We start from the raw sequence: 19844 nt of genomic DNA on the forward strand, positions 1-19844 counted from the left end.
ACCGTTCGTGGCGCTGCTGCGCCGCGTCGGTGCGGCGTGTCGGTGTGCCGTGGCAGTGTGGTGCTCGTGTCACAGTCCGAAGCCCACGACGTCAAGGAACTCAACCTCGCGATCGACCTGTGCCTGCGCATAGGCGAGATGTTGCTGGGCAACGGCGCGGGTGCCGCCGACGTGACCTCCACGATGCGGGCCGCGGCCCAGCACCTCGGGCTGCGCAACACCGACATCGACGTCACGTTCACCCAGATCTCGATGAGTCACCAGTACGACCCGGCCGAACCGACCCTGGTGATGATCCGCGCGGTCCCCAACCGCGGTTACAACTACGAGGACCTCACCCAGGTCGACCACCTGGTCCGCGACCTCACCGCAGGTCGCATCGACCTCTACACGGCCCGCACCCGGATGGCGACGATCGTCTCCACGCCGCCGCGCTACCCGCGCTGGGTGGTGACGGTCTCCACCGGGCTGATGAGTGCCGCCGTCGGCCTGGCTCTCGGCGGTGGTCCCTACGTCGTGGTGATCGCGTTCCTTGCGGCCTGCTCCATCGACCGGGTGATGCTGTGGATGCACCGGCGTCGGCTGCCGATGTTCTACCAGCAGGTCGCGGGCGGTTTCGTGGCCAGCGTCTTCGCGGTGGGAGCCAGCCTCACCGACCTCGACGTCGACCTGTCGGTGGTGATCACGGCCAACATCATCATGCTGCTCGCCGGCATCGGTTTCATGGGAGCGCTGCAGGACGCGATCAGCGGGTTCCACCTCACCGGCACCGCCCGGATCACCGAGGCGATCATCGCCACGGTCGGGATCGTCGCCGGGGTCTCCGGCGGCATCACGTTCGGCAAGGCGTTGGGTGCCGACTGGTTCTACTACGTCCCGGGACGCACCGGCTTCGAGGAGATCGGGGTGCTGATGCTGGGCGCGGGGATCGCGGCGGCCGCGTTCGCGCTCTCGGCCTACGCTCCACGGCGCTCCCTGGCGCCGATCGCGGTGGTCGCCGCCGTCGCGTCGGGCGTGTGGCGGGCGATCAGCGAGGCCGGCGCAGACGGTGCCTGGGCGGCTGCGGTCGCGGCGTTCCTGGTGGGTCTGGTGGCCTACGAGGTCTCGCGACGTTGTGGCGTCCCGCCGCTGGTGATCGTGGTCCCCGCGATGGTGCCGTTGCTGCCCGGTCTCTCGATCTACCGCGGCCTCTCGCTGCTCACCCAGGGCGGATTCATGGTCTCCCAGGGTCTGCTCGCGATGGTGACCGCAGCCTCCGTCGCGCTCGCCTTGGCTGCCGGCGTCATCTTCGGTGAGTTCATCGCCCAGCCGGTCCAGCGGGAGTCGCGCCGGTTGGAGTCACGCCTCGCCGGGCCGCGTCTGGTCGGAGTGTTCCGACCCAGGACGCGGGCCCGACGCCGTGAGCTCGCCGCGCAGGAGGACTGAGTCTCAGTCCTCGTCCGGCGTGGCCGGGGGAGTGCCGTTCGGGCCGCCTTGCGGGGGAGTGCCGTTCGGGCCGCCTTGCGGGGGAGTGCCGTTCGGGCCGCCTTGCGGCGGAGTGCCGCCGGGGCCACCCTGTGGAGGTGTGCCTCCGGGACCGCCCGACGGGGGCCTGCCGCCGGTCGGCTCGGTGCGGGTGTCCTCGCGGACCGCCAGCTGGACCGCGAATCCCCTCTCGACGTCACCGGTGACGCTGGCCAACTGCAGGACACCACCGTCGTCACCGAAGACGTTGTCGGAGTCGAGAGAGACCTCGGCGAACGTCTTCAACGACGCTTCGTAGCCGTCGGTGGCGTACACCTTGGCGCAGGCGTCCTGGGGCAGCGCGACCTGCGAGGTCGCGATCGCGTTGGTGGAGTCGTCGATGGCATCGGCGTCGGGATAGACCTCGAAGTGGATGTGTGGCCAACGCCCGGTGTAACAGGCCGGGAAGATCGAGGTGAACCGGACGATGCCGTCGTCGTCGGCGACCTGTACACCGCGCAGGTAGTTCTCCTTCTCGATCGCCGAGGAGTACATCGAGTAGTCGCCGTTGCGGTCGCAGTGCCACACGTAGACCGCGACGCCGGCGAACGCCGAACCGCCGTTGGCCATGTCGGAGAGGTTGAGCTGCAACGTCATCGGGACGCCCTCGGCGACCCCGTCGGCGTCCCCGAAGGACGCGCGGATGTCGCTGCGGATGATTCCGGACTCCTCCAGGACGTCGGGGCCGTTGGAGCCGTCGCCGGGGTAGGGGCCGGCGGTCTCGTCAGGGAGCTCACCCTCGGCGGTGCTGCCGGAGTCGGCCCGGGTGGAGTCGGAGTCGTCGGAGCACCCGGCCAGACCGAGCCCGACGACGCCGATCCCGGCGGCGCGCAGCAGCGAACGGCGACCCATCAGGGTGCCGACGTCGAACGCGAGGCCCTGGTCCTCGACGTCCTCGTGGGCGCGGGGGAGCACGCGACCACGCCAGGTGCGGGGAGTGCGACGGTTCATCGTGAGTGCCTTTCCGTCCGGCGCGGCGCCGGCTGTGGGCCCATGATGACTCCGCACCTGAGCCGTGCGCTGTGGCTCGTCTGTGTCGTTCCCGTGAAGGGCTCAGAAGCCGGTGCGGGCGCTCACTCGGGCCGCGACGTCCTGGTAGCGCGCGCCGGCCAGGGTGCTGAGCACGTGCACGACGTGCGCGTCCGGTCCGACCAGGATCCGTGGCCGGTGTTTGAGGACTCCGGCCACGATCGTCCGGGCGGCCTTCTCCGGGGTCGTCCGGGCCAGTCGGGTGTCGAACTTCGCGGCGGTCTCGGCACCGTCGACACCGGTCGCGAACCGTCCGTTGCGAGCGATCCCGGTCCTGATCCCACCCGGGTGGACGACACTGACCTGCACCGGGTGTCGGGCCACCAGCATCTCCTCACGCAGCGCTTCGCTCGCCCCGCGGACCGCGTACTTGGAGGCGTTGTAGAGGCTCTGGCCTGGCATCGAGACCAGCCCGAACAACGACGAGACGTTGACGACGTGCCCGTCCCCGGACGCGATCAGGTGCGGCAGGAAGGCACGGGTGCCGTGGACGACGCCCCAGAAGTTGATCGACATGATCCACTCCATGTCGGCGTCGTCGAGATCGGTGAGGTCACCGGTCAGGGAGACCCCGGCGTTGTTGACCACAGCGTTGACCCGGCCGAACTGCTCCACCACCTCGTCGGCCCAGGACCGCAGGGCCTGCGCGGAGGTGACGTCGAGGACGGTGGTCAGCGTGCCGCGGGCCCCGGCGGCGTGCGCCAGTTTCCGGGTGACCTCCAACCCGTCGGCGTCGACGTCGGCGAGCGCGACGTGCGCCCCGCGCCGCGACACCTCCACCGCGAGTGCTCGCCCGATGCCCGATGCTGCACCGGTGATGGCCACGACCTTGTCGCTGAACGTCCGCATGGCAGGGAACCTAGCGGAGCCGGGAGGGGCGGGGACGAGCGCAGATGGGACAATCTGACCCATGTTCGGCCTCGACCCCACGATGGTCCTGGGTGCCCGCGGTGCCCGTCACCCCCACACCGGCGCCCCCCTCGGTGACCTCTCCCGCGAGGACTGCCTCGAGCTGCTGCGCCAGCACGAGGTCGCCCGTGTCGCGTTCAGCGTCGTCACCGAGCGTGGTGCCTCGGCCCGGATCGTCCCGGTCAACTACGTGGTCCGCTCCGACACCGAGCACGGCGTCGACGTCGTGGAGTTCCGCACCACCTCTGCCTCCGAGATGGCCGTCAACGCACCCGGCACCGAGATCGCCCTCGAGATCGACCACGTCGACCCCGCCACCCGTTCGGGCTGGAGCGTCGTCGTGGCCGGGGAGTGTCGTCGTGACCTCGACCGTTTCGGTGAGACCACGCGCCTCGGCGACAAGGCTGCACGGCCCTGGGCGGACGGTCGACGTCCGATGGTGCTGACGCTGCCCACCCGCCGGGTCACCGGCAAGGTGGTCGGCATGGGCGACTGGGACTCGCTGCACCTCTGATCGCCTGAGTCGACCCCGTCGACGGGGCAGAGGCAGAATGGACCGCATCATGTCGAGCGAACCCGTGCTGCCTGCGATCACCTATCCCGAGCAGCTGCCCGTCTCGCAGCGGCGTGACGACATCGCAGCTGCGATCCGCGACCACCAGGTCGTGATCGTCGCCGGCGAGACCGGTTCGGGCAAGACCACCCAGCTGCCCAAGATCTGCCTCGAACTGGGCCGGGGAACGCCCGACGAGAACGGCCGGACCCGGCTCATCGGCCACACCCAGCCACGCCGGATCGCGGCCCGCTCGGTCGCCGAACGGATCAGCGAGGAGCTGGCCGCGGACGGCATCGGCACCGAGCTCGGCGACGTCGTCGGCTACCAGGTCCGGTTCACCGACCGCACCTCGCGCAGCAGCCGGATCAAGCTGATGACCGACGGCATCCTGCTCGCCGAACTCCAGCGCGACCGGATGCTCCACAAGTACGACACGATCATCATCGACGAGGCGCACGAGCGCAGCCTCAACATCGACTTCCTGCTCGGCTACCTCAAGCGACTCCTGCCGAAGCGTCCCGACCTCAAGATCATCGTCACCTCCGCGACCATCGACGTCGAGCGCTTCTCCCAGCACTTCGCCGATGCGAAGGGCACGCCCGCCCCCGTCATCGAGGTGTCGGGCCGCACCTTCCCGGTCGAGGTCCGCTACCGCCCGCTGATCCTCGTCGACGAGGACGGCGAGGACCGCACCGACGACGACGGCGAGGTCGTCCAGCGCGACCAGACCGAGGCGATCGTCGAGGCCGTCAAGGAGCTCTCGGTCGCAGGCCCCGGCGACGTGCTGGTCTTCCTGCCCGGTGAGCGCGAGATCCGCGACACCGCGGACGCGTTCGACGCCCTGAAGTCGGACAAGCTCGAGATCGTCCCGCTCTACTCGCGTCTCTCCGCGGCCGAGCAGCACCGGGTCTTCTCCTCGCACTCTCCGCTGGTGCGTCGCGTCGTGCTGGCCACGAACGTCGCCGAGACGTCGCTGACGGTGCCGGGCATCAAGTACGTCGTCGACACCGGTGTCGCCCGCATCTCCCGCTACTCCGCGCGCACCAAGGTGCAGCGTCTCCCGGTCGAGCCGATCAGCCAGGCAAGCGCCAACCAGCGCTCGGGACGTTGTGGTCGCGTCTCGGAGGGCATCGCGATCCGTCTGTACTCGCAGGAAGACTTCGAGTCGCGTCCGGAGTTCACCGACCCCGAGATCCTGCGCACCAACCTGGCCAGCGTCATCCTGCAGATGACGTCGTTGGGTCTGGGTGACATCGCGCGGTTCCCGTTCGTGGAGGCCCCGGACAAGCGCAACGTGCAGTCGGGCGTCCAGCTTCTCGAGGAGCTCGGTGCACTGAGCTCGACCAAGCAGGAGACGAAGCAGGAGACCAGGAACGACGCCAAGGGCACGGGCCGTGGGGGAGTGCGTCTGACCCGCCTTGGTCAGCGTCTGGCCCGTCTCCCCATCGACCCGCGTCTGGGCCGGATGATCCTGGAAGCAGAACGTCTCGGCGTCGTGCGTGAGGTCATCGTGATCGCTTCCGCGCTGTCGCTGCAGGACCCGCGTGAGCGTCCCGCCGACCAGCAGGCCCAGTCCGACCAGTTCCACGCCCGGTTCAAGGACAAGTCCTCGGACTTCCTCACCTGGCTCAACCTGTGGAACTACCTCAAGGCGCAGCAGAAGGAGCTCTCCTCCTCGGCGTTCCGTCGCATGTGCAAGCGCGAGTTCCTCAACTACCTGCGTGTGCGCGAGTGGCAGGAGTTCGAGTCCCAGCTGCGTCAGGTCTGCAAGGAGATGAAGATCGACCTCGGGTCGGCGACCCCACAGGACGATCGACGTGCCGAGCAGGGCGGCAAGGGTGCGGTCGCCGAGGCGCTCGCCGCAGCCCAGGGCGGACGTGGCGGTGCCCAGAACGGTCGTGGCGGTCGCGGCAAGAAGCCCGAGAAGGAGATCCGCAACGCCCGACGTGAGGGTCGCGCCGAGCGTCAGGAGGAGAAGTACGTCGTCTCCGACGCCCCGATCGCTGCCGAGGGCGGGGTCGTCTACGACGCCGACGGCATCCACCAGGCGTTGCTCTCGGGCCTGCTCAGCCACATCGGTGCGCTGGAGGAGCGCGAGAAGCCGCGTCCCGGGACGAAGCCGTCGGAACGACGCAGCATGCGCGAGTACCTCGGTGCCCGCGGTGCGAAGTTCGCGATCTTCCCCGGCTCCGGCCTCAAGGGCCAGAACCCCGCGTTCATGATGGCCGGCGAGCTCGTCGAGACCGGACGGCTCTGGGCCCGTCAGAACGCCGCGATCAAGCCCGAGTGGGCCGAACGTCTCGGTGACCACCTGGTGAAGCGTCAGCACTCCGAGCCGTCGTGGTCCAAGCGTCGTGCCTCGGTGGTCGCGAACGAGAAGGTGACGCTGTACGGCGTCCCGCTCGTCGCCGACCGTGCGGTCAACTACGGCCGGATCGACGCGCCGCTCTCGCGTGAGCTCTTCATCCGGCACGCGCTGGTGTACGGAGAATGGGCCGAGCTGGAGTCGGGACGGCACAAGTTCTGGACCCGCAACAACGAGCTGCTCGCCGAGGCCGAGGAACTGGAGCACCGGGCCCGACGACGCGACATCGTCGTCGACGAACACACCCTCTTCGACTTCTACGACGCCCGGATCCCCGCCGACGTCGTCTCCGGCGCGCACTTCAACGCCTGGTGGAAGGACGAGCGTCGCAAGCACGCCGACCTGCTCACCTTCGACCTCGCGATGCTCACCCACGACACCGCCGACGAGGTCGAGGCCGGGGACTTCCCGACGCAGTGGCACAGCGAGCACCTGACGTTCCCGATCGCGTACCACTTCGAGCCCGGCACGGCTGATGACGGACTCACCATCCAGGTGCCGGTCGCGACCCTCAACCAGGTGGAGGCCGACGACTTCTCCTGGCTGGTCCCGGGCCTGCGCGAGGAACTGGTGGTCGAGCTCATCCGCAGCCTCCCCAAGAACCTGCGCGTCCACTTCGTCCCCGCCCCCAACACCGCGAAGAACTTCCTCGCCGCGGTCCCGGCGGGGGAGGAGCCCCTGCTCGACGCCCTGGAGCGGTACCTGCGTTCCAGCACCGGCGTCCACGTCCCACGTGAGTCGTGGGACCTCACCAAGCTGCCCAGTCACCTGACGCCGACGTTCTCCGTCGTCGCCGAGGACGGCAAGGAAGCCGCTCGCGGCAAGGACCTCGACGCCCTCAAGGCGCCGCTGCGTCCCAAGTTCGCGAAGGCGATGGCCGAAGTCGCCTCCGACACCGGCGTCACCGCGACGGGCCAGACGACGTGGACGTTCGGGGAGATCGAGAAGTCGTTCATCCAGAAGCGCGCCGGTCACGAGGTCCGCGGTCATCTCGCGCTGACCGACGAAGGCACGACGGTGGGTCTGGGCGTCTTCGGCTCCGAGGAGGAGGCCGCGGCCCGGCACCGTCTCGGTGTGCGCCGCCTGCTGCTGCTCAACCTGCCCGGCGCCGGGTGGCTGCTGGAGAACCTCTCCAACACCGAGAAGCTCGGGCTGGCCTCCACGCCGTACCCCAACGTCGCCGAACTGGTCGAGGACCTGCGCGCAGGCGTCGTCCTCGACTTCGTCGACCAGACCGGTGAGGTCCGCGACGGCGCTGCGTTCGACGCCCTGCTGACCCGCGCCAAGGCCGAGGTGGAGAACGGCCTGCGGGCCGCGATGGCCGACATGGTCAAGCTGCTGGGTGTGTGGCGCACGGTGGAGAAGGGCCTGAGCGGTCGCGCCGACCTGTACACGCTGCCGGCGCTCACCGACATGAAGGCCCAGCTCGCTCGCCTCGTCGGCCGCGGCTTCGCCGGGGAAGCGGGCGCACTGCGTCTGCGTCACTACCCGCGCTACCTCAACGCCATCGAGCATCGCCGCGAACGCCTGGCCGGACAGGTCAACCACGACCGGATGCTGATGGACACCATCGCCGACATCCAGGATTCCTGGCTGCACCAGGTCGCTGCGCTGCCCGAGGGCCGCCCGCAGCACGCGTCCCTGCGCGAGGCCCGCTGGATGATCGAGGAGTACCGGGTCCAGCTCTGGGCCGTTCACCTCGGCACCGCCCAGAAGGTCTCCGACCAGCGGATCCGGAAGGTCTTGGGATGACGCGTAGCGTGAACGGGATGGACATGCCCGCACGGTCCCGACGCCACCACCGCCCGATCATGCGGACCGAGGCGTTCTTCGACGAGCAGGAAGCCGGCAGCGACCCGGCGTCCGTCCGCGAGGCCGGCCAGGTCGCCGCGACCCTGCTGGTGCGCGGTGTGCGCCGTGAGGGTGACGAGGCGATGATCGACCGCGTCGTCCGGCTCGCCGACACCGAGGGCATCGAGACTCTCGCCGACATCTGGGCCGGTGCGCCCCAGGACTCCCTCGCCGGCTCGTTGTGGCGGCTCTACCTGCTCACCACCTGGGTCAAGCGGAACCCGCACAGCGTCGCGGAGGAGTTCCGTGGCGGACTGGGGGTCGCTCAGGCAGCCGGGGTGGTCGCCGGGGTCGCGGATCCGCCGGGACCGCGTCAGGTGGTCGAGATGGTCGACGAGGTGCTGCGTGGCATCGCCACCGGCGACTACGTCGACGTCCTGGCCCGCGCTGCGGCCTTCTCGCACGTCGTCGCGACGGGCCGGGGACACCTGGGCCACGCCACCCACGACGAGACGTTGAAGATGCTCCGGCTCGCCGAGCAGTTCGAGCAGGCAGCGCGCCTGGAGTCCCGCGGCGCGCTGGTCTGAGCCGTGCTCCGAGGCGTGAGCGGGACGCGTCGAGCGACGCCGAACTGACGCTCACCTGCACCTTTGGCGGTGCTTTGTCAGCGACGTAGACTTCCACCAGGTGCGCCGGGCTGCGGCAGCCCCGGGTCCCAAAATAAGCCGCTACGAGCGGCCACGCGCCGTGAGGCGCTCCCAGTCCGGTGCACCGCTCAACCCCGGCTCGACGTTCCTCCCCGTCGGCCGGGAGGCACGTCACACCCCCATCGGGTGCGCGACGGGGGTGTGGTGAGGTCCCCCTCGCTAGAGTGGAATGGCCACATCCTCGTGCGGAGAGAAGATTCATCGCTCATGACGCCCCCTCGCCACGTCCTCGCCCTGACCTCCGCACTCGTGCTGTCGCTGTCACTCGCGGCCTGCTCGTCCGACTCCGAACCGGAGGCGAAGCCGAAGCCGTCCGCCACCGCGACCTCCACGCCGAAGCCGATCGACGTCAGCATCGGCGTCTGGGGCACCGACGCCGAGATCACCGCGTGGAAGGACGTCCTCGCCACCCGTGACGAGAAGAACCCCACGGTGAAGACCGAACTGGTGACGTGGAAGGACAGCGACGCCGCGCGTGCCCAGGTGGAGTCCGGCGACCTCCCCGACGTCTTCATGGTGACCCGCAACGACCTCGGCACCGTGCTGGAGAACCAGGCGGCCGTCCCCGCCAGCGAGCTGCTGGACGAGCGTGGCGTCGACTTCGGCGACCTCTTCTCCCGCGACGCCCTGATGGCGATGAGTGCGCAGGGTGAACTGCAGTGCATGCCGTGGTCGATCCAGACCGACGTCCTCTACGTCAACACTGACCTCGTCGACTTCGACGCCATGCGCGAGCAGGGCCTCTCCGTCGCCGGCACCAAGGACGCCTGGGGCCTGGACAACTTCGCTGCTGCGGCTGCGTTCGCCTCGCGTCCCGACACCCGCACCGCGGGCGTCCAGGTCGACGCGACCGTCGAGGCCCTCGCTCCGTTCCTGCTCTCGGGTGGCGCGAACATCTTCGACGACGACGCCAACCCCACCTCGCTCAACTTCTCCGACGACACCAGCCGTGAGGCGCTGCGTCAGACCCTCGCGATCCTGCGCGACGCGAGCCTGACCCCCACAGACAAGCAGTTGGCGAAGTACAGCCCGCTCGAGCTCTTCAAGCGCGGCAAGCTGGGTATGATCGCCGGCGACCGCACCCTGGTGCCCGAGCTGCGCGAGGTCGAGGGCCTCAACTTCGACGTCAAGCCCTACCCGCGCCTCTCGCAGATCCGCACCAGTGGTGACGTGGTGGGTCTGTGCATCTCCGCGGAGTCGGAGTTCCCGGCGCTGGCCGCCAGCCTGATCGCCGACGTGGTCGCCGACGGCCCGACGGGCCAGATCGCCGAGGCCGGTGCGATGACGCCCGCCAACCTCGCCGTCGCGGGCAGCCAGCGCTTCCTGCAGCGTGACCTGATGCCGTCGCGCTCGCGAGTCTTCACCTCGACCCTGCGCGGCACCTGGTTCCGTCCCACCTCCGTCGACTGGGACGGCCTGGAGGCCGCCGTCGACCCGATCCTCGAGCGTCTCCTCAACGAGCCCGGCGAGATCGACCTGAACGCCTACACCACCGAGATCGACGAGGCCTCGCGTGCCTTCTTCACCGCCGAGGCGGAGAAGAAGGCTGCCGAGGAGGCCGCTGAGCAGGCTGAGAAGGACGGTGCGACCACGTCGCCGTCCGTCAGCCCCTCGGCCACTCCGTCGGCCAGCACCGCACCGCAGAACTGATCCGAGGCTGGCCCCGGTACGCAGAAGGCCCCGACACCGCGAGGTATCGGGGCCTTCGTGCTGTGCAGCTCGGTGTCGGGCCGTGAGGCGAGCGGTCAGCCCTTGTCCGCCTCGATCACGGCGAAGACGAGCGAGGAGATCACGAGGTCGATCTGCCACTCGCGGGCACCGTAGCCGCGCAACTGGTCGGAGAGCTCGGCGGTGAGAGCAGCCTCGTCGCGGGTGCGCGGCGGGGCCCACATCGCGCGGCGGACGAAGTCGGGGGTGATGAGGTTCTCCACCGGGACGGTGTTCTCCTCGGCGATCGCCAACGTGGCGTCGCGGGCCACCTTGTAGCGGCGGTCGGCGGCCGGGTCGCGGTCGATCCAGGTGCGCGGGTGCGGCGGGCCGTCGCCGCGCGGAGCACGGGCCGGGAGGTCGTTCTCCTCCATGGCGGCCACGGCCTGGATGGCGGCGAGCCACTTCGCGGCGTAACGCTCGGCGCCACGTCCGTGGAAGCCCTTGGTGCCGAGCAGCGCGGTACGCGAGAGCGGCATCGCGGTCGCGGCAGCGACGATCGCGGCGTCGGGCAGGATGCGTCCCGGGGCCACGTCGCGGGTCTGGGCGAGCTCGTCGCGGATCTCCCACAGTGCCTTGGCGGCGCCGAGGGCACGACGGCCACGCAGCTTGTGGACGCCCGAGGTGCGACGCCACGCCTCTTGGCGCACCGACTGCTTGAACGTGAGCAGGTGGGTGAACTCCTGACGAGCCCACTCGTCCTTGCCGGCCTTGACGAGTTCCGCGGCGAGGTGGTCGCGCAGGACGTCGAGGACCTCGACGTCGAGGGCGGCGTACTCGAGCCACGACTCGGGCAGAGGACGGGTCGACCAGTCGGCCGCGGAGTGCTCCTTGCGCATCCGCAGGCCGCAGATCTCCTCCACCAGTGTGGCCAGGCCGACGCGGGGCATGCCGAGCAGACGTCCGGCGAGCTCGGTGTCGAAGAGGTGCTGGGGGAACAGGCCCACTTCGTTGAGGCAGGGCAGGTCCTGGGTCGCGGCGTGGAGGATCCACTCCTCGTCGCCGATCGCCTCGGCCAGCTGGGGAAGCTTCTGGCCGAACGCGACCGGGTCCACCAGGAAGGTGCCGGAGTCGCCGCGGCGGAGCTGGATCAGGTACGCACGCGCCGAGTAGCGGTAGCCGGAGGCGCGCTCGGCGTCGAGGGCCACGGGCCCGCTCGCGGCGGCGATGGCCTCACAGGCCGCTTCGAGTGCGGCGGGAGTGTCGACCACACCGGGGATGCCCCCAGCGAGGGTGAGCAGCGGCAGTGGGGGAGTCTCCTCGCTGCCGGTCTGTGTGGTCTCGGTGTGCGCGCTGTCCTGCGTCATCGGGTTCAGTGGCCCCGCTGTCCTCGTCTGCTGGGGATCACTGCGATCCCGTCCTGTACCGGTGGCAGTCCCACCGCTGTACACAGCAGTTCACCCCATGCCTCCACGTGTGCGCGAACCGGGGTGCCGTGCTCGTCGCCCTGTGGCGTCCAGGAGGCACGGATCTCGATCTGTGCGGTGGCTTCGTCGTCGGCCATCTCACCGAAGGTCTCGGTGGTCACCCGGGTGACGGTGCCCGAGGCGTTGCCCCAATCGGCGCCGTGCTCGGTGAGGGCCTCGGCGAGCCAGGACCATCCGACCTCGCCGAGCAGTGGGTCGATCGCCTGCTCGGGGTCGACCTGGGCGCGGGCGTAGGCGACGAACCGGAAGGTGCCCTGCCAGGCCTCGTTGCCGTGCGGGTCGTGCAGGAGGATCAGACGGCCGGTGCCGTGCTGGTCGTCGTCGACGTCGACGTCGGCGGAGATCGCGGCGGACCACGGGGCGATCCGCTGAGGTGCCGGCATGTCCTCGATCTGGACCTCGCTGCGGAAGTCTGCGGACCTCATCTCCTCGACGGCGGTCGCGAAGTGCGGCGGCGGTTCAACCGCTCCCGGACCGCGTCTGGTGTCGGAGTGTACGGACATGCCCCAACCGTACGTGCGGGTGCGCTTCGGGCTGGTCCGCCACGCCGCTGACCTGCGATGATCTCCCGTGTGAGCCCTTCCCCCGCAGCCACTGACAGCACCTTCCTCCGCGCCGCCCGTGGGGAGGAGGTTGACCACACCCCGGTCTGGTACATGCGTCAGGCCGGTCGCTCCCTGCCCGAGTACCTCAAGGTGCGCGAGGGCATCGCGATGCTCGACTCCTGCATGGACCCCGAGCTGATCGTCGAGATCACCATGCAGCCGGTGCGTCGCTACGGCGTCGACGCCGCCATCTTCTTCTCCGACATCGTGCTGCCGGTCAAGGCCGTCGGCGTCGACCTCGACATCAAGCCCGGCATCGGCCCGGTCGTGGCCGAGCCGGTCCGCACCCTCGCCGACGTCCACAGGATCCCTGATCTGACGCCCGAGCACGTCACCTACATCACCCAGGCCGTCCAGGGCCTCACCGCCGAGCTCGGCGCGACTCCGCTGATCGGTTTCGCCGGTGCTCCGTTCACGGTCGCCTCCTACCTCGTGGAGGGTGGCCCCTCCAAGGAGCACGCCAGGACGAAGGCGATGATGCACGCCGCTCCTGAGGTTTGGGACGCGCTGATGAAGAAGATCACCCAGATCTCCACCGCCTTCCTCAAGGTGCAGGTCGATGCGGGTGCCTCCGCGGTCCAGCTCTTCGACTCCTGGGCCGGTGCGCTCACTCCGCGCGACTACGCCGAGAAGGTCATGCCGTACTCCTCGCAGGTCCTGGCCGAGGCTGGCACCTGGGGTGTGCCGCGCACCCACTTCGGTGTCGGCACCACCAACCTGCTGACCCTGATGGGAGAGGCCGGCGCGGACGTCGTCGGTGTCGACTGGCGCACCCCGCTCACGCGTGGCATCGAGCTGGTCGGCGACCGTGCGGTCCAGGGCAACCTCGACCCGACGCTGGTCTTCGCCCCCACCGAGGTGATGCTGGAGCGTGCCGCGGCGGTGATCGAGGAGGGCCGCGCGGCCAAGGGCCACATCTTCAACCTGGGCCACGGCGTCATTCCGTCGACGAACCCCGACCAGCTGAAGAAGCTCACCGAGTTCGTGCAGTCCTACCCGCTGCGCTGATCCGTCCCCCGCCGCGAACCCCACCGGTTCGAGTCGTCGAAACCTTGGTTTCACGACTCAGAACGGTGGGGTTCGGTGCTTCAGGAGGCGCGTTGGTGCGCGCCTGCTGCGGCGACGAGGTGCTGGACGAGGCTGCGGACCTGACCGGTCGCCGGGCCGGGCCGGTGCTCGAGGACGAGGGTGATGCTGGTGCGGTCGTCGGCAACCGGACGGGTCACGATGACGCCGGCCCGGTGCAGCGGATCTCCTTCGACGGAGTAGTTCGGCAGCAGGGTCACGCCGAGGCCTTCGGCGACCATCATCTTGCCCAGTTCGGCCCCGTCGGTGGAGTGCACCTGGGCGGGCGGTTCGGCACCGAAGAGGCGGTGTGCGAAGCGGTGCATCAGGTAGCCGGCGCGCATCAGCACGAACCGTTCCTGACGCAGTTCGTCGATGGTGACCTCGGTCCGCTCGGCCAACGGGTGATCGGAGCGCAGGACGACGACGGCTCGGCCGTGCAGCAGGTCGGTGGTGGAGAGTTCGCTGGTGCGGTCGTCGGTGTCGAGCAGGTTGACCAGACCGAGGTCGAGCGAGCCTTCCAGCAGCCCGGTGCGGATGTCGTCCTGCTGCATCGGCAGGATCTCGACCTGCGCGCCGGGATGCTGGGCGGTCCAGGCGTGCACGGCGGGAACGAGGACGGCGGACGTGCCAGCATTGACGGTCCCGACCCGGAGCACCCCGCTGGTGAGTTCTTGGTCGCTGGCCTCCTGACGCAGGCGTCGCACCGATTCGAGGACGTCGACCATGGCAGGCAGCAGGGCGCGTCCTTCGCGACTGATCCGGCTGCCGGAGCGGCGTCGGTCCAGGAGCGGGACGCCGAGCTCGCGTTCGAGCTTGGAGACGGCCTCGCTGAGGGCCGGCTGGGAGAGGTGCAGCCGTTCGCTGGCCTTGCGCAGTGAGCCGAACCGGGTCACTGCGACCACGTACTCCAGCTGTTCGATCCGCACCGATGCCTCCGTGTGGGGGTAGGGACTTCAACGGGCTGCAAGGTTTTGCCTGTAGCCCTGTCGTGGCTTCCAGTCGTCGGGATCAAGCCTGCGTGTTGCACCGCTTAAAGTCTAGTGATTGAGTTGAATATATCGACTTCATGGCGCATGCCGTGGGGAAAGCGTTGACGAGGGGCAAGAGATGACCGAGATCGCAGGACGTCCGGACGACCGTGGGGGTGCCGTCCGGGAGCCGCTCAAGTTTGCCTACTGGGTGCCCAACGTCAGTGGCGGACTCGTGGTCAGCAACGTCGAGCAGCGCACCGACTGGAGTTACGAGTACAACCTCGACCTCGCGCGCGCCGCCGAGGCTGCAGGCTTCGAGTACGCACTCACCCAGGTCCGTTACCTGGCCTCCTATGGGGCCGCGAACCAGCACGAGTCGACCTCGTTCTCGCTCGCGCTGCTCGCGGCCACCGAGAAGCTCAAGGTGATCGCCGCGGTCCACCCCGGCATGTGGCAGCCCGGTGTCCTGGCCAAGTTCCTCACCACCGCCGACCACATCTCCGGTGGCCGTGCGGCGGTCAACGTCGTCAGCGGGTGGCTCAAGAACGAGTTCGTCCAGCTCGGAGAGCCGTGGCTCGAGCACGGCGAGCGGTATCGCCGGGCCGAGGAGTTCATCCGCTACATGCGCGAGATCTGGACCTCTGATGCCGCGGAGTTCTCCGGCGACTTCTACCGGCTCCACGACTTCAACATGCAGCCCAAGCCGCTCGACCTGCCCGGTCGGCGTCATCCCGAGGTCTTCATGGGTGGCAATTCCACCGACGCGCGCGGCATGGGGGCGCGCGTCGCGGACTGGTACTTCATGAACGGGGCCTCCTTCGACGCCGCGCAGGCCCAGATCGCCGACGTCTCCAAGCAGGCCGACGACAACGGCCGAACGGTCCGGTTCGGCCTGAACGGTTTCGTCATCGCCCGCGACACCGAGGCCGAGGCGCGTGCTCAGCTCGCCGACATCATCGAGAACGCCGACACCCCGGCCGTCGAGGGCTTCGCCGACGCTGTGAAGCAGGCCGGGGCGTCCACGTCTGACCAGAAGGGCATGTGGGCCGACGCCACCCTGACTGACCTGGTCCAGTACAACGAGGGCTTCCGCACCGGTCTGGTCGGCACGCCCGAGCAGATCGCGCACCGTCTGCTGGAGTACCGCCGTCGTGGCGTCGACCTGATGCTCTGTGGCTTCCTGCACTTCCGCGAGGAGGTCGAGTACTTCGGCCGCGAGGTGCTGCCGCTCTACCGCGAACTGGAGGCCGCCGAGGGAGTGCTGGCGTGGGGTGGGCAGGCATGAGTGCTCCCGTCCCTGTCCTCGACGCTGCGCGGGCACTGGCGGAGGCGACGCGTCTGGCGGCCGTCATCGCCGAGGGGGCCTCGCATCGCGACGTGCACCGTGAGCTCCCGCGGGCCGAGGTGCGCGCTCTGGCTGAGTCCGGACTGCTGGCCGTGACCGTCCCGGTCGACTTCGGTGGTGCAGGGCTCTCGGTGGAGACGCTCGCCGAGATCGTGCGCCGCATCTCTGCTGCCGACCCCAACCTGGGGCAGATCCCGCAGAGCCACTTCGCCTACGTCAACGCACTCACGCTGGCGGCCGACCCCGAGCAGCAGAAGTTCTTCTTCGATGCCGTCCTGCACGGCGCGGTCCTGGGCAACGCACAGTCCGAGATCGGCACCAAGCACGTGCGTGACATCCGCACCACGCTGACCGAGGCCGAGGACGGCACGGGGGAGTGGATCCTTGACGGCGTGAAGGGGTACGCCACCGGCGCCCTCTATGCCGACTGGATCCCGACGCTCGCGCACCTGGGGGTCGACGGTCCGCTGCACGTGGCCTGGGTGCGCGCCACGGACCCGGGCGTCGAGATCGTCGACGACTGGGACGGTCTGGGGCAGCGCACGACGGCGTCGGGGACCGTCCGGCTCACCGGCGTGCGCGTCCCGGCTGCACGGATCACCGGCTACCACGAGACGTTCGACGGACGTCCGCAGACGTACGGCTCCTTTGCCCAGACCCTGCATGCCGCGATCGACGCCGGCATTGCTCGCGCAGCGTTGGACGAGGCCGCGGACTTCGTCCGGACCAAGTCGCGTCCGCACCCCGACGCAGGGGTGGAGCGTCACGCCGAGGACCCGCTCGTCGTGCAGACCTTCGGTGAGCTCGAGCTCGCGGTCCGTGCGGCCGAGGCGCTGCTCGTGGTGGCAGCCCGTGCGGTCGACGCAGCCAACGCCGACCTCACTGTCGAGAGTGCCGGGGCGGCGAGCCTTGCGCTCGCGGCTGCCCGGGTGGCGACGTCCCGGGCAGCGGTCGAGACGTCCAACCGACTCTTCGAGGTCGCGGGCACGCGCTCGGCGCTGGCGAGCCTCAACCTCGACCGGCACTGGCGCAATGCCCGGACGCACACCCTGCACGATCCCGCTGCGTGGAAGGTCCAGCACCTGGGTCGATGGGCCGTGGGTGGCGTCCTGCCGCCCAGCAGCGGTCAGATCTGACGCCTGTTGAGCCTTTCTCCGTGCACGCGCGGACGCTCCCCGGCGCAGGTGCAAGGCAAAGCCTTCCACTCATGAGGGCGATTCTGAGCGGAGTGCGCGACAGGCGCTTCCAGCGGAGTTAATCTTGACAAGTTCCATAGACTTTGACCGGTTGGTTCCGGTTGTCCCGATGCATCGCTGTTCCGCGGACTGGTCCGCAGGGCCGGGCTGCAGCACTGTTCGAGGAGAGAAGATGAGCGCGCTCAAGTTCCACTGGTTCCTGCCCACCAACGGTGGTGACAGCCGCGAGGTCGTCGGTGGCGGCCACGGCGTCAACACCACGGTCGCCCAGCGCCCGGCGACGGTTCCCTACCTCGGGCAGGTGGCGCGCTCGGCCGAGCAGCTCGGTTTCGAGGCTGCCCTGACGCCGACCGGTGCCTGGTGTGAGGACGCGTGGGTCACCACCGCGATGCTCAGCCAGGTCTCCGAGCGGCTCAAGTTCCTGGTGGCCTTCCGCCCCGGCCTCACTGCCCCCTACCTGGGTGCACAGATGGCCGGCACCTTCCAGAACCTCTCCGGTGGACGGCTGGCCGTCAACGTCGTCGTCGGTGGCGAGGACCACGAGCAGCGCATGTTCGGTGACTTCTCGTCCAAGGAGGAGCGCTACGAGTCCGCAGGCGAGTTCCTGCACATCGTGCGCCGCCTGTGGGCCGGCGAGACCGTGACCTTCTCCGGCAAGCATCACTCGGTCGAGAACGCCACCCTCAACCAGATCCCGTCGCCTGCTCCCGAGGTCTACTTCGGTGGCTCCTCGCCGATCGCCGGTGAGATCGCAGCCAAGCACTGCGACGTCTACCTCACCTGGGGCGAGCCACCGGCCGCGGTCAAGGAGAAGATCGACTGGATCAAGGGCCTGGCTGAGAAGGAGGGGCGCGAGCTCCGCTTCGGCATCCGCCTGCACTCGATCGCGCGTGACACCTCCGAGGAGGCGTGGGCCGTGGCCAACCGCCTGCTGGACGGCATCTCCGAGGAGCAGATCGCGAAGATCCAGGCGGGTCTGGCTCGCAGTGCGTCGGTGGGCCAGCGCCGCATGCTCGAGCTCAACAAGGGTTCCAAGGAGCACCTCGAGGTGCACCCCAACCTCTGGGCCGGTATCGGTCTGGTGCGCGGCGGCGCCGGCACCGCGATGGTCGGGTCGCACGCCGAGATCGCTGACCTCGTCGAGCAGTACGTCGAGGCCGGGTGCACCGAGTTCGTGATGTCGGGTTACCCGCACCTCGAAGAGGCGTACCACTTCGGCGAGGGCGTGCTGCCCGAGCTGGAGCGTCGCGGTCTGTGGAAGAACCCGCTGGGTGAGTCCACCGTCCGTGCCTCGGTGCCGTTCGGCGCCTGAGTTCGACCTTCGTCGGGATGGGTGCTCGGGCCGGGGCCCAGGTGCCCGTTCGCGACGTGATCACCAAACTCTAGTAATCCAATAGGGTATGTAAGGTATTGATCGGTGGTACCCACCTGATCCGCACCTGTGACAGGTGTCGGTGAGAGAGTTGTCCCAGCGTCAGGAGTCATCGTGTCCACACCCAGAGTCGCCGTCGTCGTCGGCAACCCCAAGCCGCGCAGCCGCACCCTCGAGGCCGCGCAGCTCCTTGCCGACGCCATTCGCGCCGACCGGCGTGACGACGGCCCCGCGCTCGTCGTCGATCTCGCCGACTGGGGAGCGCGTCTCCACGACTGGAGTGACACCGGTGTGGCCGCACTGGTCGCCCAGGTCGCGGCTGCCGACCTCGTGGTCGTGGCCAGCCCCACCTACAACGCGTCGTACACCGGGCTGCTCAAGGTCTTCCTGGACAGGTTCGCGGCCGGGAGCATCACCGGTGTCACGGTCCCGCTGATGCTCGGCGCCGGGGAGGCTCACGCCCTCGCTGCGCAGTACACCCTGGCGCCGCTGCTGGCCCAGATCAGTTCCACCGGTCCGGCCAAGGCTCTCTTCGTGCGCGACGCCCGGCACGACGACCCCGCCGCGCACGCCGACTGGCTCGCCGCCAATGGTGCCGACGTCCGGGCCCGGATCGCCGCCCGCGTCGCTGCCCGCGCGACCACCACTGACACGTCCCATCCCACCCTCGAGAACCGCACGGAGATTCCCGCATGAGCACCACTGCCACCCAGCTCGACCAGCGCCAGCTGCGCGACGTCTTCGGTCTCTACCCCTCCGGTGTCGTCGCCGTCGCCGGCAAGGTCGAGGGTCAGAAGGTCGGCATCGCAGCCAGCTCCTTCACCTCCGTCAGCATCGATCCGCCGCTGGTCTCCTTCTCCATCGCGAAGGTCTCCAACACCTGGCCGGCGCTGCGTCGTTCGGCAGGTCTGGGCATCAGCGTCCTGGCCGACCACCACGACGTCATCTGCCGTCAGCTCGCCGGCCCGGCCGACCGTCGCTTCGACGGCCTCCCGGTCGAGGTCGCCGAGGACGGCGCCGTCCTCCTCACGGAGGGCCTCGCCACGCTGCGCACCCGCATCCACTCCGAGATCGAGGCCGGCGACCACCTGATCGTGCTGCTCGAGGTCGTCGAGGTCACCACCAACCCTGAGCGCGAGCCGCTGATCTTCCACCGCAGCGGCTTCAAGCGTCTGCACCGTGACGACCTCGACCCGAGCGAGCTCGACGGCCGGATCAACGGAGCCCCGGTTCCGAAGTCCTGAACTCCTGCGCGCAAGGGGCTGACACTCCCTGCCTGTGGCACCTGACGAC

General features: G+C 69.3%; 16 protein-coding genes. 11 read left to right on the forward strand and 5 right to left on the reverse strand.

The genetic code is table 11. From position 1 onward, the window contains the following. The first annotated feature begins 66 nt into the window (after positions 1 to 66). Positions 67 to 1425, forward strand: a complete 1359-nt coding sequence (locus EOV43_RS02865) for a threonine/serine exporter family protein (RefSeq protein ID WP_239022196.1) — start codon at positions 67 to 69, stop codon at positions 1423 to 1425. Positions 1426 to 1428: 3 nt separating this feature from the next. Here the strand turns inward: EOV43_RS02865 and EOV43_RS02870 are convergent, their stop codons facing one another. Both EOV43_RS02870 and EOV43_RS02875 read right to left on the reverse strand, forming a co-directional pair. Beyond that, positions 1429 to 2454, reverse strand: a complete 1026-nt coding sequence (locus EOV43_RS02870; RefSeq protein WP_128219596.1) for an intradiol ring-cleavage dioxygenase — start codon at positions 2452 to 2454, stop codon at positions 1429 to 1431. Positions 2455 to 2556: 102 nt separating this feature from the next. Then, positions 2557 to 3381: an SDR family NAD(P)-dependent oxidoreductase gene (locus EOV43_RS02875; protein ID WP_128219597.1), complete on the reverse strand. Its 825-nt coding sequence runs from the start codon at positions 3379 to 3381 to the stop codon at positions 2557 to 2559. Positions 3382 to 3442: 61 nt separating this feature from the next. On the opposite strand from EOV43_RS02875, the gene EOV43_RS02880 reads away from it, so the two are divergent. The 4 genes from EOV43_RS02880 to EOV43_RS02895 all read left to right on the forward strand — a co-directional run bounded on the left by EOV43_RS02880 (position 3443) and on the right by EOV43_RS02895 (position 10510). Next, positions 3443 to 3955 (forward strand): pyridoxamine 5'-phosphate oxidase family protein, encoded by a 513-nt coding sequence (locus tag EOV43_RS02880; protein ID WP_128219598.1) that lies wholly within the window; start codon positions 3443 to 3445, stop codon positions 3953 to 3955. 49 nt (positions 3956 to 4004) lie between these two features. Then, positions 4005 to 8114, forward strand: a complete 4110-nt coding sequence (hrpA, locus tag EOV43_RS02885) for an ATP-dependent RNA helicase HrpA (protein ID WP_128219599.1) — start codon at positions 4005 to 4007, stop codon at positions 8112 to 8114. Between the two features lie 17 nt (positions 8115 to 8131). After that, positions 8132 to 8740 carry a hypothetical protein gene (locus EOV43_RS02890; protein ID WP_239022197.1) on the forward strand — a complete coding sequence of 203 codons (609 nt, stop codon included), beginning with the start codon at positions 8132 to 8134 and terminating at the stop codon, positions 8738 to 8740. Positions 8741 to 9067: 327 nt separating this feature from the next. Next, positions 9068 to 10510: a type 2 periplasmic-binding domain-containing protein gene (locus tag EOV43_RS02895; protein WP_128219600.1), complete on the forward strand. Its 1443-nt coding sequence runs from the start codon at positions 9068 to 9070 to the stop codon at positions 10508 to 10510. A 95-nt stretch (positions 10511 to 10605) separates the two neighbouring features. Here EOV43_RS02895 and EOV43_RS02900 read toward each other — a convergent pair whose 3' ends face one another. Together EOV43_RS02900 and EOV43_RS02905 are read right to left on the reverse strand one after the other, a co-directional pair. After that, on the reverse strand, positions 10606 to 11874 hold the full coding sequence (locus tag EOV43_RS02900; RefSeq protein WP_128219601.1) for an HRDC domain-containing protein: 1269 nt from the start codon (positions 11872 to 11874) through the stop codon (positions 10606 to 10608). Positions 11875 to 11879: 5 nt separating this feature from the next. Then, positions 11880 to 12497, reverse strand: coding sequence for a DUF3000 domain-containing protein (locus EOV43_RS02905; protein WP_128219602.1), 618 nt, complete (start codon positions 12495 to 12497; stop codon positions 11880 to 11882). A gap of 69 nt (positions 12498 to 12566) precedes the next feature. Here EOV43_RS02905 and hemE point away from each other — a divergent pair, with 69 nt between their 5' ends. After that, positions 12567 to 13607, forward strand: a complete 1041-nt coding sequence (gene hemE / locus EOV43_RS02910) for a uroporphyrinogen decarboxylase (protein ID WP_239022198.1) — start codon at positions 12567 to 12569, stop codon at positions 13605 to 13607. A gap of 80 nt (positions 13608 to 13687) precedes the next feature. On the opposite strand, the gene EOV43_RS02915 is transcribed toward hemE, so the two are convergent. After that, positions 13688 to 14593: a LysR family transcriptional regulator gene (locus EOV43_RS02915; protein WP_128219604.1), complete on the reverse strand. Its 906-nt coding sequence runs from the start codon at positions 14591 to 14593 to the stop codon at positions 13688 to 13690. A 181-nt stretch (positions 14594 to 14774) separates the two neighbouring features. Between EOV43_RS02915 and sfnG the strand changes: the two genes are divergently transcribed. The 5 genes from sfnG to EOV43_RS02940 all read left to right on the forward strand — a co-directional run bounded on the left by sfnG (position 14775) and on the right by EOV43_RS02940 (position 19795). Beyond that, the gene (sfnG, locus tag EOV43_RS02920; RefSeq protein WP_128219605.1) at positions 14775 to 15923 is read left to right on the forward strand and encodes a dimethylsulfone monooxygenase SfnG; all 1149 of its coding nucleotides are present in this window, start codon (positions 14775 to 14777) and stop codon (positions 15921 to 15923) included. Beyond that, positions 15920 to 17119, forward strand: a complete 1200-nt coding sequence (locus tag EOV43_RS02925) for an SfnB family sulfur acquisition oxidoreductase (protein WP_128219606.1) — start codon at positions 15920 to 15922, stop codon at positions 17117 to 17119. The genes sfnG and EOV43_RS02925 overlap by 4 nt, the downstream gene beginning before the upstream one ends. Before the next feature lie 232 nt (positions 17120 to 17351). After that, entirely contained in the window at positions 17352 to 18491 is a 1140-nt protein-coding gene (locus EOV43_RS02930) for an LLM class flavin-dependent oxidoreductase (protein WP_128219607.1), read from the forward strand. A 174-nt stretch (positions 18492 to 18665) separates the two neighbouring features. Continuing rightward, positions 18666 to 19247 (forward strand): NADPH-dependent FMN reductase, encoded by a 582-nt coding sequence (locus tag EOV43_RS02935; protein ID WP_128219608.1) that lies wholly within the window; start codon positions 18666 to 18668, stop codon positions 19245 to 19247. Beyond that, positions 19244 to 19795: a flavin reductase family protein gene (locus EOV43_RS02940; RefSeq protein ID WP_128219609.1), complete on the forward strand. Its 552-nt coding sequence runs from the start codon at positions 19244 to 19246 to the stop codon at positions 19793 to 19795. Before EOV43_RS02935 ends, EOV43_RS02940 begins: the two co-directional genes overlap by 4 nt. The last annotated feature ends 49 nt before the right edge of the window (positions 19796 to 19844 follow it).

The organism is Nocardioides yefusunii (assembly GCF_004014875.1).
Classification (GTDB): Bacteria; Actinomycetota; Actinomycetes; order Propionibacteriales; family Nocardioidaceae; genus Nocardioides; species Nocardioides yefusunii.

Excerpts from the sequence above, each read along its gene's own strand:
- EOV43_RS02870 (WP_128219596.1), bottom strand. The coding sequence starts at position 2,454 with ATGAACCGTCGCACTCCCCGCACCTGGCGTGGTCGCGTGCTCCCCCGC.
- EOV43_RS02875 (WP_128219597.1), bottom strand. The coding sequence starts at position 3,381 with ATGCGGACGTTCAGCGACAAGGTCGTGGCCATCACCGGTGCAGCATCG.
- EOV43_RS02880 (WP_128219598.1), top strand. The coding sequence starts at position 3,443 with ATGTTCGGCCTCGACCCCACGATGGTCCTGGGTGCCCGCGGTGCCCGT.
- hrpA (WP_128219599.1), top strand. The coding sequence starts at position 4,005 with ATGTCGAGCGAACCCGTGCTGCCTGCGATCACCTATCCCGAGCAGCTG.
- EOV43_RS02890 (WP_239022197.1), top strand. The coding sequence starts at position 8,132 with ATGGACATGCCCGCACGGTCCCGACGCCACCACCGCCCGATCATGCGG.
- EOV43_RS02895 (WP_128219600.1), top strand. The coding sequence starts at position 9,068 with ATGACGCCCCCTCGCCACGTCCTCGCCCTGACCTCCGCACTCGTGCTG.
- EOV43_RS02900 (WP_128219601.1), bottom strand. The coding sequence starts at position 11,874 with ATGACGCAGGACAGCGCGCACACCGAGACCACACAGACCGGCAGCGAG.
- EOV43_RS02905 (WP_128219602.1), bottom strand. The coding sequence starts at position 12,497 with ATGTCCGTACACTCCGACACCAGACGCGGTCCGGGAGCGGTTGAACCG.
- sfnG (WP_128219605.1), top strand. The coding sequence starts at position 14,775 with ATGACCGAGATCGCAGGACGTCCGGACGACCGTGGGGGTGCCGTCCGG.
- EOV43_RS02925 (WP_128219606.1), top strand. The coding sequence starts at position 15,920 with ATGAGTGCTCCCGTCCCTGTCCTCGACGCTGCGCGGGCACTGGCGGAG.
- EOV43_RS02930 (WP_128219607.1), top strand. The coding sequence starts at position 17,352 with ATGAGCGCGCTCAAGTTCCACTGGTTCCTGCCCACCAACGGTGGTGAC.
- EOV43_RS02940 (WP_128219609.1), top strand. The coding sequence starts at position 19,244 with ATGAGCACCACTGCCACCCAGCTCGACCAGCGCCAGCTGCGCGACGTC.